The 13107-nt window shown below is 42.7% G+C and carries 12 protein-coding genes; 8 read left to right on the forward strand and 4 right to left on the reverse strand.

The annotated features are described in order from the left end of the window. The first annotated feature begins 169 nt into the window (after positions 1-169). The 4 genes from ybeY (at position 170) to rpoH (ending at position 4356) form a co-directional block, all read left to right on the forward strand. Positions 170-685: an rRNA maturation RNase YbeY gene (gene ybeY / locus BGI33_RS10715; RefSeq protein WP_100091177.1), complete on the forward strand. Its 516-nt coding sequence runs from the start codon at positions 170-172 to the stop codon at positions 683-685. A 2-nt stretch (positions 686-687) separates the two neighbouring features. Continuing rightward, positions 688-1524, forward strand: a complete 837-nt coding sequence (locus BGI33_RS10720; protein ID WP_100091178.1) for an HlyC/CorC family transporter — start codon at positions 688-690, stop codon at positions 1522-1524. Between the two features lie 182 nt (positions 1525-1706). Beyond that, on the forward strand, positions 1707-3269 hold the full coding sequence (gene lnt / locus BGI33_RS10725) for an apolipoprotein N-acyltransferase (protein WP_373884212.1): 1563 nt from the start codon (positions 1707-1709) through the stop codon (positions 3267-3269). Positions 3270-3507: 238 nt separating this feature from the next. Next, the gene (rpoH, locus tag BGI33_RS10730) at positions 3508-4356 is read left to right on the forward strand and encodes an RNA polymerase sigma factor RpoH (protein ID WP_100091180.1); all 849 of its coding nucleotides are present in this window, start codon (positions 3508-3510) and stop codon (positions 4354-4356) included. 240 nt (positions 4357-4596) lie between these two features. Here rpoH and BGI33_RS10735 read toward each other — a convergent pair whose 3' ends face one another. Continuing rightward, positions 4597-5436, reverse strand: a complete 840-nt coding sequence (locus tag BGI33_RS10735) for a DUF3579 domain-containing protein (protein ID WP_100091181.1) — start codon at positions 5434-5436, stop codon at positions 4597-4599. A 544-nt stretch (positions 5437-5980) separates the two neighbouring features. Here BGI33_RS10735 and BGI33_RS10740 point away from each other — a divergent pair. Next, complete coding sequence (locus BGI33_RS10740) at positions 5981-6319, forward strand: P-II family nitrogen regulator (RefSeq protein WP_100091182.1); 339 nt, start codon at positions 5981-5983, stop codon at positions 6317-6319. A gap of 31 nt (positions 6320-6350) precedes the next feature. After that, on the forward strand, positions 6351-7676 hold the full coding sequence (locus BGI33_RS10745) for an ammonium transporter (RefSeq protein WP_100091184.1): 1326 nt from the start codon (positions 6351-6353) through the stop codon (positions 7674-7676). 104 nt (positions 7677-7780) lie between these two features. Here BGI33_RS10745 and BGI33_RS10750 read toward each other — a convergent pair whose 3' ends face one another. The 3 genes from BGI33_RS10750 to orn are packed head-to-tail and all read right to left on the reverse strand — an operon-like array spanning position 7781 to position 10490. Then, positions 7781-8254 carry a CinA family protein gene (locus BGI33_RS10750; RefSeq protein ID WP_100091185.1) on the reverse strand — a complete coding sequence of 158 codons (474 nt, stop codon included), beginning with the start codon at positions 8252-8254 and terminating at the stop codon, positions 7781-7783. Next, positions 8235-9893, reverse strand: a complete 1659-nt coding sequence (pgi, locus tag BGI33_RS10755; RefSeq protein WP_100091259.1) for a glucose-6-phosphate isomerase — start codon at positions 9891-9893, stop codon at positions 8235-8237. The genes BGI33_RS10750 and pgi overlap by 20 nt, the downstream gene beginning before the upstream one ends. 48 nt (positions 9894-9941) lie before the next feature. After that, entirely contained in the window at positions 9942-10490 is a 549-nt protein-coding gene (orn, locus tag BGI33_RS10760) for an oligoribonuclease (protein ID WP_100091186.1), read from the reverse strand. A 363-nt stretch (positions 10491-10853) separates the two neighbouring features. Here orn and BGI33_RS10770 point away from each other — a divergent pair, with 363 nt between their 5' ends. Next, the gene (locus BGI33_RS10770) at positions 10854-12140 is read left to right on the forward strand and encodes a M48 family metallopeptidase (protein WP_100091188.1); all 1287 of its coding nucleotides are present in this window, start codon (positions 10854-10856) and stop codon (positions 12138-12140) included. A gap of 2 nt (positions 12141-12142) precedes the next feature. Continuing rightward, on the forward strand, positions 12143-13027 hold the full coding sequence (gene rsgA, locus BGI33_RS10775; protein ID WP_100091190.1) for a ribosome small subunit-dependent GTPase A: 885 nt from the start codon (positions 12143-12145) through the stop codon (positions 13025-13027). Positions 13028-13107 lie beyond the last annotated feature (80 nt).

Here is a 13107-nt window from a genome sequence, read left to right on the forward strand (position 1 = left end):
AGATAAGTCTATATTAAACAGTTTTTTCATACAAACTACTGATAATTTAAATTAAATATTATATTTTATTAGAACAGCTTAATGACGATTATCGCCAGATTTGGCCGGATAAGTGCATTTATCAGTTGTGCTTGCTAAAATATAATCATCAGGATTACAAATAAATTAAATGAAAGTTGCCAAGAAAAAGCCGGTTTTACAGCATTTGAATCAGGTATTCAGTTTAAATGTTGACAACCGCAGTAGTGCTAACCATATTCCAGTTCTCAATCAGTGGCGGCAGTGGATGTGGCAAACCTGTAAAAATAGTTATAAACGTGCCAATATTGCTATATTGCTATGTGATGAAGAAGAAGCACGCCAGTTCAATCACGATTTCCGCCACAAAGATTATGCCACTAATGTATTAAGCTTTGCGCTCAACGAGGGTGAAAGCATGTATTTGCCTGACAGCGAAGGACTTAATGGCGATCTGATTTTTTGCCCTCAGGTTATAGAAAAAGAAGCAATGGCACAACATAAACCATTGATAGCGCATTATGCCCATCTGACTGTTCACGGGACTTTGCATCTTATGGGTTATGATCATATTGATGATGAAGAAGCTGAAATCATGGAAGCGCTTGAAATCCGTATCCTGCATCAGTTAGGATATGCGAATCCCTATACACAGGATGAATATTGATTATGGACGAAAGTTCGTCGAAACCAGGATTTTTTGAGCGATTGGTAAATCGTATATCTGGAGAGGCTCCAGATACTGAAGAAGAAGTATTGCAAACTCTGCGGGAAGCGCATGAGCGGCAGGTTTTTGATGCAGATACCTTACAGTGTCTGGAAAATGTACTGGATTTTGCTGATCTGGAAGTGCGTGATGCGATGATAACGCGCAGCCAGATGGATGTGATTAGAATAGAAGATCCGTTAGATAAAATTATTGCTTATATTATTGATACAACCCATTCACGCTTTCCAGTGATTGGTGAGGATAAAGATGAGATTCTGGGTATCCTGCATGCCAAGGATTTACTTAAATACTGGGGCAGAGGTGAACATTTCCAGCTAGAACAGGTACTACGTCCGGCTGTGTTTGTACCTGAGGGCAAATCTCTGAACACGCTGCTAAAAGAATTTCGTGAGCAACGCAATCACATGGCTATTGTGGTCGACGAATATGGTGGTACATCAGGACTGGTGACATTTGAAGATGTGATTGAACCCATTATCGGCGATATCGAAGACGAATTTGATGAAGATGATGGTGCGGATAATATCTTTGCTGTGTCCGCTGAACGCTTTCGCGTGAATGCTGTTACAGAAATCGAAGACATCAATACATTTTTTGGTACCGATTATTCTGATGATGAAGTAGACACCATTGGTGGTCTGGTGATTCAGGAATTAGGTCACATGCCAGTACGGGGTGAAAAAATTACCATTGGTAAATTGAATTTCACTGTAGCCAGAGCCGATGCACGGCGTTTACAGACATTAATGGTGACTGTAAAAAATAATGCTCATTAATATTTAAGTACCTGATATAGTTGTGTGTGGAAATACCATTGGTTTGGCACTGCTTCTGAAATATACTGCTTTTGCACTGGCAGAAAAATATAGGCTAGGCTGGTAAATGCGAGTTTTTGCTGACAGTGGCTATAGTGATTAATCAGATTTGATTCGGCTGGCTAAAGGCTGTGGAGCTTTACGTGACTAATAAACTGGATATGTCTGCGCAACATCCTTTTGGCATGAAATATTATACTGTTTTAGCAAGAGCATGGGTGTACTGGCCGCTATTATTATTGTCAGCAGCTCTGGTGCCATTTGCTTTTGCTCCCTATTATCATTACTGGCTGTTACCCGTTTTGCTGGCCGTGTTACTGATTTTACAGACTGCACGGCCACAATGGCGTGTTCGTTCTGCTTATCTTTGGGCGCTAACGGCCTATACAGCACTACTGTACTGGATAGATATTGCCTTACATGATATTGCTGGATTGCCACAGTTTTTAGCGTGGCCACTAACCATGTTGTTACCGGCCTATCTGGCTATTTATCCTGCTCTGGTATTTTGGTTGTTGGGAAAATTCAGGTTCTCCAGTACAACCTGTCATACTGTGGTATTACCACTATTATGGACACTGGCTGAATTTGTACGAGAACGTGCGCTAACCGGTTTTGGCTGGGGTAGTTGGGGCTATAGCCAGATAGCAAATTCGGCTTTAGCCGGTTTTGCGCCAGTAGGTGGTATTTTTTTGGTGACACTGGTTACTGTTGCCAGTGGTGCATGGCTGGCTGAACTGTTGCTGGCAAAAAAACGCAAGGCAAAGATTGGTTGTGGTGTAAGCCTGATAAGCGTGTGGTTGCTAGGAGCGGTTTTATTACAATGCAACTTTACCCAGGCAGATGGTACCCATGCAACAGTTGCACTGGCGCAGGGTAATATTCCACAATCACTTAAGTGGGATGAGCGTTTATTACAACCAACCCTACAGCGCTATCTTGATCAGATAGCCAGTACACGTGCCAGTATCGTTATTCTGCCAGAGACAGCCATTCCGGTAATGCGGCAGGATATGGCACCAGAACAGCTGGATATATTTGCTCATCTTGCACGTAAACATGGTTCAGCATTGGCCGTTGGTATTCCCCAGTATACGGCAGATGGAACCGGTTATCAGAACGCAGTGGTTAATTTTACTGCCACCCCATCTAAAACCGGGTTACCTTATTATGCTAAAGATCATCTGGTTCCATTTGGTGAGTATATTCCATTACCGCTATTGCTGGACTGGTTGTATCGCTGGATGGATATGCCACTGACAGGCTTTTCCAAAGGTGGTTCTGCTCAGGCGCCATTACAGTTAGCTAACCAGCGTGTTGCTTTTAATATCTGCTATGAAGACGGTTTTGGTGATGAATTAATCGCGGCAGCTAAACAGGCCAGTTTGCTGGCAAATGTAAGCAATATGGCCTGGTACGGACATTCACATGCCATGCAGCAGCATTTGCAGCAGTCACAGGCACGGGCACTGGAAACCGGGCGCTATATAGTACGCGCTACCAATACCGGTATGACCGCCATTATTAATCCCAAGGGGCAAATTGTGACACAGCTGAAACCTGATACTGCTGCTGTACTGGAAGGAGAAATATCTGGTTATCGGGGTAATACGCCTTATATGTGGCTGGGGAGTAGCTGGCCTTTAGCCTTTATCAGTTTGTTTTTACTGTTAATAATCGGCGTGTATGGACGTTATCGCCCTTGAATAAACCATAGCGATATGTATAATAATAATAAATTTCTACAATCGAAATTTTCAATATACATTATTTTACCAATAATGAACGAATCATAAATAGTAATTGAAGTACATTCATATTTTAATTACAATGATAAATTATTAGCTTAGTTATAGATTTACTAGTTTTCCTGTAACAAACAACATGTTATTGTGTTGCAGCTGGCGTAATTAAAATAACTGGGCACACACAGAAAGGACAGGCATGAATACCGCTTTTGCATTACCCGTGCCGACCGGGCATGGTAGTTTGGAGCAATACATTCATACCGTAAACAATATTCCTATGCTTTCCCTTGAGGAAGAGCAGGATTTGGCAGTACGCCAGACCGAAGGGGATTTAGAGGCTGCTAAAAAACTGATTTTATCTCACCTGCGTGTCGTGGTTTCCATTGCACGTGGTTATGATGGTTATGGCTTGAATCAGGCGGATTTGATTCAGGAAGGCAATATTGGTTTGATGAAAGCGGTAAAACGCTTTCAGCCAAGCCGTGGCGTACGTCTGTTTTCGTTTGCGGTACACTGGATTAAAGCTGAGATTCACGAATTTATTTTACGTAACTGGCGTTTGGTGCGTGTAGCCACCACCAAGCCGCAGCGTAAGCTGTTTTTCAATTTACGCAGTATGCGTAAATCCATGGCTGCATTGAGTAATAAAGAAGCACAGTCGATTGCCGATGATTTGGGCGTAAAGCTCTCTGAAGTTATGGAAATGGAACAGCGCATGACCGGCAAGGACATGTCGTTGCTGGCAGAGAATGATGATGAAGATAATTTTGCGCCGATAGACTGGTTAACTGATAGCACTACTGAGCCAACACAAGTACTGGCACAACAGGCACATTATGCGTTGCAGACTGAAGGCTTGCAGACAGCACTGGCCAAACTGGATGATCGCAGTCGCCATATTGTTGAAAGTCGTTGGCTGGCAGATGATGGGGGGTTAACCCTGCATGATCTTGCCAGTGAGTATGGTGTATCTGCGGAACGTATCCGTCAGATTGAAGCCAAAGCAATGCAGAAATTACGTGGCTATCTGGCAGAAGCAGAGTAAAGGCAACATCTATTATTTTATTTAGCCGGATTAAAGGATACCTTTAATCCGGTTTTGCCATTCTTTGGAAATGAAAAGAGTGATGTAATCCGTTTATAATATTTTTTTGTTTATTGATACCGCATAGACAGAAGTTGTAGAACTGATAATATTAATCTGGCTTAATGGCTGGTTTTCATTCATAAAAAAACAGAATAGTGAATATTCTGTTTTTTATGAATATGCCTTTGATATGCTTGCTTAATCTAGTGTCAGGCTGAATTTATGGCTGCTTAAGACAAAGCCATGTTTCAGGTACACATGATGCATATTGCTATTATCTGAGGACACACTTGAGTCAGCATGAATGCTGTTGCAATTTTCTTTAACTGCAATTATTTTCAGCGCCCCAAAAATTTGGCTAACCTGCTCATCAGTAATTGGTGAATGATGGCTGGCCAGATCATCAATGTGTAAATGGCGCCCAGACGCAAAGTTGGTCACAATACGGAAACCACAAATAGTTATGGCGTTCTGTTTGCCTTCCTCAAATATCCCTAATAGGCGATAACCTTCTGCCTGTTGAATCTGTACCAGTTCCTGAAACTGGGTAATATCGCGGATATTAGGGTGCAACCGGTGTAATGTTGCAAAAGCAGAGGTGGTTTCTGCTGATGTCAGTTCACGTAATTGATTAACCAGAGCATGATGCTCTACTGCTTCTGTTTGTGGATTTGTTGGCTGCTGTTTTGTAGTCTCGGCATTTTCCTGAGCCATCGCATCGATTAAGCTAATCTGTTTATGTTCCTGTTCTTCTAATAAGGCTTTGCAGTCCAGAATACGTAAATCATTATCACGGGCAAAATCCATCAGGAAATTAAAAGCAGTAGCGCTGATCTGTTCCAGTTTACGGTCGACGGCAACACAGCGGATATTGTCTACCAGAATTGGCCGAACCCATTGATGATAGGACAAACGGTGCCCCTGATCAAAAGAAGATAAAACTCCGCACAGACGCTCAGCCCAGTCGCTAGGGCGAAAACGTTTATTATTATTTGTCATGCCTTGAATAACAATTTCATATGGATTGCAAATTAGCATGTTGGCCTCTTGACAGAAACAAAAGTCTCAATGATGTGTATGTATTTATTTTGCTGTTAGCGTGCAATTATACCTGATAGTAACTGTTTGATGTATGCCACTTGTAAGTATCATTAGTCAGAATGATTAGCTATTTAATGGCTATATGTAGTTTTATAACATCTGTACAGATTTTTTTGGCAGATGTAATCAGAACCAAATGATAGCATCCGCAGAAACAAAGTACGGGCAATCATTCGTAGGTGTGAATTAATATCCATAATTGATATTCTGGATTTTATATTTTCTTAATTGTATTTACTATGTTCTGTGGCTTGTACAGGAATTATGGCAGCAGTTGATAATGAACAAAACAACAAAAAGCAGAAATTAATACACCAGTAATTTTGATACATCTTTGCAAATTTAAAAGAAAGATGTAAGGTTTGATGAGTTACTGTTGATTGCTGTAAACCGAACTGCATAGTTAAGTGAAACTGGGTAGTTTATTGCTTCGGAATGCTTGGTTGACGATAGATAGTTGGTTTCAATAAAGAGGTGTTATATGAAAAAAATCACAGCGATGATTAAACCTTTCAAACTGGATGATGTCCGCGAAGCTCTGGCTGAAATAGGGGTGCAGGGAATGACAGTAAGCGAAGTGAAAGGTTTTGGCCGACAAAAGGGTCATACCGAAATCTATCGCGGTGCTGAATATGAAGTGGACTTTTTACCCAAGATCAAAATAGAAATTGTGCTGGTGGATGAGCTGGTAGAGCGTGCTGTTGAAGCCATTATTACCAGTGCCAAAACGGGTAAAGTGGGTGATGGCAAGATTTTTGTTTCACCTGTAGATGAGGTGGTGCGAATCCGTACCGGTGAGTCAGGCTCAGCAGCTGTATAGACAGTAGCAGATAATCAATAAGGGAGAGAAAATGAATCGGATTAAAAACTGTGTTATACCCGCAGTACTGTTATTGCCATTACCGCTATTGGCTGCTGATTTGTCCGGCTGGTGGCGGCCACTGTCGGAGATAAACGCAGGTAACACGGCATGGGTAATGACTTCTGCGGTACTGGTATTATTGATGACAGTGCCTGGATTAGCGTTATTTTATGGTGGGATGGTACGCAAAAAAAATGTGCTAGGCACCATGATGCACAGTTTTGTGGTTGCTGCGTTGGTAAGTGTACTGTGGATGATAATAGGCTATTCATTTGCTTTTACGCCGGGTAACGCATTTATTGGTGGTTTTGACCGTTTTATGCTTGGTGGTATGGGATTGGATCAAACCAGAGAGATGACTACCATTGTTAATGGAGACGGTACTGTTCCCGAGTCGGTATTTATGTTTTTTCAAATGACCTTTGCAATTATATCTACTGCTATTGTAACCGGAGCTTTTGCTGAACGTTTGAAATTTTCAGCCTTATTATTGTTTTCTGGTCTCTGGGTAACTTTTGTTTATGCGCCAGTCTGTCATTGGGTCTGGGGCGGCGGTTTTATGGCTGATACGCATACACCAGTTCTGGATTTTGCCGGTGGAACAGTTGTACATATTAATGCCGGTATAGCCGGTTTGGTAGCCGCATTGGTGATTGGTAAACGTCTTGGCTATGGTAAAGATGTGATGGCACCACATAATATGGTGTTAACTTTAACCGGTGCTGCTATGTTATGGGTGGGCTGGTTTGGCTTTAATGCCGGCTCTGCTGGTGCTGCGGATGCTTCTGCTGGTATGGCCATGGCAGTTACTCAAGTGGCTGCCGCTGCGGCTGCACTAACGTGGATGTTGTGTGAAAAACTGGCCGGGCATAAGCCATCTGCTTTAGGGATGGCTTCCGGTGCCGTATCCGGTCTGGTGGGAATTACACCTGCTGCTGGTTTTGTTGGTCCACAGGCTGCGCTGGTAATTGGCGTGGTAACGGCTATTGCTGCTTATTTTGCTGCGGTATTTTTAAAACGCAGATTTGGTTATGATGACTCACTTGACGCTTTTGGTATTCATGGCTTTGGCGGTATTGTGGGTTCAATTCTAACTGGTTTGCTGTTCAGCAATGCTATTTTTGGTGGAGAAGCCACGATTGGCACTCAGCTACTGGTACAAATTAAGGATGCAGTCATTACCATTGTGTATAGTGTGATGATGACTTATCTGATTCTTAAAATTGTAGCAATTGCGTGTCGCGGTTTACGTATTGACCATGATGCAGAACGCGAAGGTATGGACGTGAGTATCCATGGCGAGCGTATTGAATAAAAATGGTTAACTTTGCGAACTAATAGAAATGAAAAACTGGCCGGTTATTCAAAACCGGCCAGTTTTTCATTTGTCTGTTCAATTTTTTTGCTTGATAATCCAGCCTAACGGTATAAATACTGACGTAAAAAACGCAATGCATATTCTACTGCCTGTGCCCGAATCATATCACGGTCACCATTAAACTGGTGATGTTTGGCCCAGATGCGTTGTTTGGTTGCCAGTCCAAACCATACAGTGCCTACCGGTTTTTCAGCACTGCCACCAGCAGGCCCTGCAATACCGGAAACAGAAAGGGCATAATCCGCCTTGGCATCAATCAATGCACCCAAAGCCATTTCGCGCACACATTCTTCACTAACAGCACCATAATGGCGCAAAGTTGTATCATTAACATTAAGCAGTTGTTGTTTGGCCTGATTACTATAAGTAATGTAACCCATATTAAACCAGCTGGAGCTGCCCGGTAGACGGGTCAGTTCTGCTGCCAGTAGGCCACCAGTACACGATTCGGCGCAGGTTACGGTATGCCCCAGTGCATCCAGTTTGGTGGTGATATCAAGCAAGGTTTGTGTCATGGTGATGTTTTCTAAAATAGTTAATGAGGCCGTTAGTAGAAGCATCATGGTATAGCGGGTCGTCTGTGCTCAACTCTGGCTCAATATTTTTGGCCAAAACTTTGCCGTATTCCACACCCCACTGATCGAATGAATTAATCCCCCAGATTATTCCCTGTACAAACACTTTATGTTCATACATGGCCAGTAGCATGCCCAGATTAAATGGGTTGATTTCATCCAGTAGCAGTGTATTGGAAGGCTGATTGCCGGGGAATACTTTCTGTGGTGCCATGATATCACGATATTTATTGTCAAGATGAACAAGTTCTGCATATGCTTCTGTCAATGTTTTACCACGCATTAATGCTTCAGTCTGCGCAAAGGCATTGGCTACCAGAACTTTATGCTGGGAACTGACATGGTAAAAACTGTTAATCGGAACAATAAAATCAGAGGAAATCAGTCGTGGCCCCTGATGAAGTAGCTGGAAAAAAGCATGCTGGCAGTTAACGCCTTCTTCACCCCAGATAATGGGGCCTGTATCAAAATCCAGACGCTCACCATAACGACTTACCTGTTTACCATTACTTTCCATATCCAGCTGCTGCAAATGTGCGGCCAGACGGCGTAGCCCATGATCATAAGGAATTATGGCATGGCTGGTAGTGGTATAAAAAGTGTGATACCACAAACCAATCAGGCCAAGTAATACCGGGATATTATGTCGTAAAGGCGCATGAAAAAAATGTTCATCCATCGCCCGTCCACCAGCAAGAAAATTCTGGAAATTTTCTTTACCAATAGCACAAATTACTGATAGACCAATAGTAGACCAGACGGAATAGCGGCCTCCTACCCAGTCGAACATAGTAAATATATGTTCCAAAGTAATGCCAAAGGCCTGTGCTTTATCAACAGCACTAGTAATGGCAGTAAAATGACGGCTGATATCGGCTTCGCGCATCCCCTGCTGTAGAAACCAGTTGCGCGCGGTTTGCGCATTAAGCAAAGTTTCAGGTGTGGTGAAAGATTTACTGGCAATAATGAAAATGGTAGTAGCCGGATTAACGCTGTCCAGTACCTGCATTAAATTGGCACCATCAACATTGACGACATAATGGATATTTAGCCCCGTCTGCTGAAATGGATGCAATGCCAGTGTGACCATTTCTGGACCAAGATGGGAACCACCAATACCAATATTGATAATATCGGTAATGCGCTCACCATGAGCGCCTACATATTCACCATTGCGCACTGATTCGGCAAAGCTGTAGGCACGTTCGAGTTCACAATGAATATCCGGTACGATATTGTGATTGTCGACATATACTTTAGCGTATGGTGGCAGCCTAAGTGCTGTATGCAGCACGGCACGGTTTTCACTGATATTGATTTTATCGCCACGGCGCATCTTATCAGTCCAGCCACGTACATCGGCAATGTTTGCCAGTTCAATTAATAACGTCAGAGTATCTTCAGTGATGCGATTTTTGCTGTAATCCAGTAGCAGGCCATTTAATTGCTCATGCATTTGTGCAAAACGATCTGGCTGTTGCCGAAATAAATCGCGCATATGCGAAAAACGGGTACTTCGCTGGTGTTGATGCAGCTGTGCCCAAATGGCTGTTTGATTAATAGGACAGGATGGATTCATCATAACTGATGTTGATTTCAGCAAAAATTAATGGCGCAGTATACAAAATCAGGCCGATATAGTTAAGAAATGTGCGCGGTAATAGGCCATTTCTTCAATGCTTTCCTTAATATCATCCAGAGCCTGATGTGCGCCCTTTTTGCTGACACCTTTGGCAACGGCAGGGTTCCAGCGTTTAGCCAATTCTTTCAATGTCGATACATCCAGATTTCGATAGTGGAAGTAAGCTTCCAGCCGTGGCATGTAGCGCACCATAAAGCGGCGATCCTGATGAATGGAGTTGCCACACATCGGCGAAGCTTTTTCCGGTATCCACTCACTGATAAAGGCCAGCAATTTGTCTTCGGCCTCAGCTTCGGTCAGAGTAGATGCTTTTACCTTATCCACCAGACCAGTACGGGTATGGGTGGTAGTATTCCATTTATCCATGTGATCAATAATACTGTCAGGCTGGTGAATAACCAGTACCTCAGATTGTGCCAGTACATTCAGGTCACTATCGGTAATGATCATGGCCACTTCTATAATTCGGTCAGTATCTGGATTTAATCCGGTCATTTCCATATCCAGCCAAGCAAGATTTTTATCGTTTTGCATATCTTAATCTTGATTAATAATAAAACATCATTTTAGCTTTTTTCTGTTATGGTTGATAGTTTAACCTCATTTTTTACCTGCAAATGTGCCATCAATGGAGTTGCTGTAATCGTTTTAAAAGAAGATAAATTGCAACTGATAAAACCGATTGGTTTGCATGAGTATTATCCAGACAGATTATTTTATTATTTTGATGTAACCGGTATTCGGTACAGCTACAAAATTATATCTAGTCAGAACACATCATTATTAATACTAGTAATCATCGTGATATTTGGCTGATCACCGATTATTGTTCTGCTTTATTAACCAGTAATGGATAAACTCCGCTACAATTATTATTTTCAAGCATAGTATATTTTTATGGCGTTTTATCTTTCTGCCCAAACAGTTTATATGCTGTTTTTACTCTTTTTTGTATGCAGTACATGTGGCCAGCTGTATCTGTCTGTGCGCCAGAGTAAGGCTGTGTTGGCGCATCGTAACCATGTACCTGCGGCTTTTGCACAAAGTGTATCACTGGCGGAACATCAGAAAGCGGCAGATTATACTTTGGCCAAGCAACGTCTGGCACGTTATGAAACTCTGTTTCAGGCGTTATTATTGCTGCTGTTCACAATTGGTGGCGGGCTGGATCTGCTGGCGCGTTTAAGTCAGAAATGGGTACATTATAATATTGCTCAAGGAATCGTACTTATTGGTTTATTTGCGCTGATTAACATGGTTCTGGGCTGGCCAATGGCCTGGTATCGCAGCTTTCGTCTGGAAGCTAAATTTGGCTTTAATAAAATGACATTGGCTACATTTTTTGCTGATCAGTTCAAGGGTTGCCTGTTAGCCATTATTGTTGGTTTACCCTTACTGTATATTGTTCTTTTTTTGATGCAAATCATGATTGAGGCACACTGGCTTGGTGGCGTTTGGTGGCTGGTTGTGTGGTTAGTATGGGTAATTTTTTCTCTGTTGCTGATGTGGGCATTTCCCAAATGGATTGCTCCGCTTTTCAATAAGTTTGAGCCATTGAAAGATGATGTAATGCGCACACGAATCGAAAATCTGTTGCAACGCACAGGTTTTCACAGTGATGGTATTTTTGTTATGGATGGTTCCAAACGCAGCGGGCATGGCAACGCTTATTTTACGGGGTTGGGAAAACACAAACGCATAGTATTTTTTGATACCTTGCTGAAAGATATGCAGATAAGCGAAGTTGAGGCAGTTCTGGCACATGAGCTGGGGCATTTTGCGCATAAACATGTATTTAAACAGATGATTGTCACATTTATACTGGCGTTAATCGTATTTGCAGTTTTGGGCTGGTTATTACCACAGTCGGGCTTTTATCTTGGTTTAGGTGTACATGAACCCAGCCATGCCATGGCTTTATTATTATTTATGCTGGTGTTGCCGGTTTTTACCTTCCCGTTTTCACCATTAGCAAGTGTATTGTCGCGCAAGAATGAGTTTGAAGCAGACCGATTTGCGGCAAAGTATGCTAATGCCAATGATTTGATTCAGGCCTTAACCAAACTTTATCGTACCAATGCAGCCAGTCTGGTTAGTGATATCTGGTATTCGCGGTTTTACGATTCACACCCGGGTGCGCGGGAACGCATTGCTGCATTGCAGGCAGCCACAAAGGCAGATTAAGTATGGTGCAGCAAATAAATGAGTTGTTGACAGCGCAGATTATCACTAGTTTTGGACGACGCTTTATAGTGCGCACGTCTGCTGGTAAAACTTATGAAGCTACTACCCGTAAAAAAAGAATTGATTTTGCCTGCGGTGATGAAGTTCATATCGGGCATATCAATCAGCAGCAGGCCGTGATTGAAGATTACTTACCACGGCGCAGCCTGCTTTACCGTCAGGATGCCACGCGCAGCAAGCTCATTGCTGCCAATGTGACGTTGATGCTAATCGTACTGGCCGCTGTACCCACTCCGAGTGAATTATTGTTACAGCGCGCACTACTGGCCGCAGAAGCAGCAAACATACCGCCGCTAATAATATTAAACAAGGCAGATTTGCCCCAGAATGCGCAATGGCTGGAAAAATTGGGGTTTTATCAGAGTTTAGGCTATGAGGTGATAAATATCAGTGCTTTGTGTGATGTAGCCGCATTGCGTCAGCATTTGCAGGGAGAATGTGCAATCCTGTTAGGCCAGTCTGGTATGGGTAAATCTACATTAACCAATGCCTTGCTGGGTAATGAACAGGCACGGGTAGGTGCCATTTCAGCAGCACTGGATTCCGGCCGTCATACCACAACCCATGCACAATTGTATGATCTGGATGCACACAGTCAGCTTATCGACTCTCCCGGTTTACAGGCATTTGGTCTGCACCATTTGCAGGTGAGCGATTTGCTACATTATTTCCCCGATATGCGTCAGTATATTGGACAGTGCCGTTTTCATAATTGCAGCCATCGTCAGGAACCAGGCTGCGCCCTTAAGCAGGCTGTGGCAGATGGAAAACTGAAACCGGAGCGGCTCCAGTTTCTGCAAAATATCACCGATGAGTTAACCAGATAAAATTTGCCAAAAGCAAAAAATCATATTGTATTAAATGTATATATGATGGCAGAAAAATCCAAAAAACCGCATAAGCAGTC

Source organism: Snodgrassella alvi (assembly GCF_002777425.1).
GTDB lineage: Bacteria > Pseudomonadota > Gammaproteobacteria > Burkholderiales > Neisseriaceae > Snodgrassella > Snodgrassella alvi_B.

What these genes read in the sequence shown, in the direction of transcription:
- rsgA (WP_100091190.1), top strand. Translation starts at nt 12,143, where the DNA reads ATGGTGCAGCAAATAAATGAGTTGTTGACAGCGCAGATTATCACTAGT.
- BGI33_RS10750 (WP_100091185.1), bottom strand. Translation starts at nt 8,254, where the DNA reads ATGACACAAACCTTGCTTGATATCACCACCAAACTGGATGCACTGGGG.
- pgi (WP_100091259.1), bottom strand. Translation starts at nt 9,893, where the DNA reads ATGAATCCATCCTGTCCTATTAATCAAACAGCCATTTGGGCACAGCTG.
- BGI33_RS10720 (WP_100091178.1), top strand. Translation starts at nt 688, where the DNA reads ATGGACGAAAGTTCGTCGAAACCAGGATTTTTTGAGCGATTGGTAAAT.
- BGI33_RS10770 (WP_100091188.1), top strand. Translation starts at nt 10,854, where the DNA reads ATGGCGTTTTATCTTTCTGCCCAAACAGTTTATATGCTGTTTTTACTC.
- BGI33_RS10735 (WP_100091181.1), bottom strand. Translation starts at nt 5,436, where the DNA reads ATGCTAATTTGCAATCCATATGAAATTGTTATTCAAGGCATGACAAAT.
- BGI33_RS10745 (WP_100091184.1), top strand. Translation starts at nt 6,351, where the DNA reads ATGAATCGGATTAAAAACTGTGTTATACCCGCAGTACTGTTATTGCCA.
- ybeY (WP_100091177.1), top strand. Translation starts at nt 170, where the DNA reads ATGAAAGTTGCCAAGAAAAAGCCGGTTTTACAGCATTTGAATCAGGTA.
- rpoH (WP_100091180.1), top strand. Translation starts at nt 3,508, where the DNA reads ATGAATACCGCTTTTGCATTACCCGTGCCGACCGGGCATGGTAGTTTG.
- BGI33_RS10740 (WP_100091182.1), top strand. Translation starts at nt 5,981, where the DNA reads ATGAAAAAAATCACAGCGATGATTAAACCTTTCAAACTGGATGATGTC.
- orn (WP_100091186.1), bottom strand. Translation starts at nt 10,490, where the DNA reads ATGCAAAACGATAAAAATCTTGCTTGGCTGGATATGGAAATGACCGGA.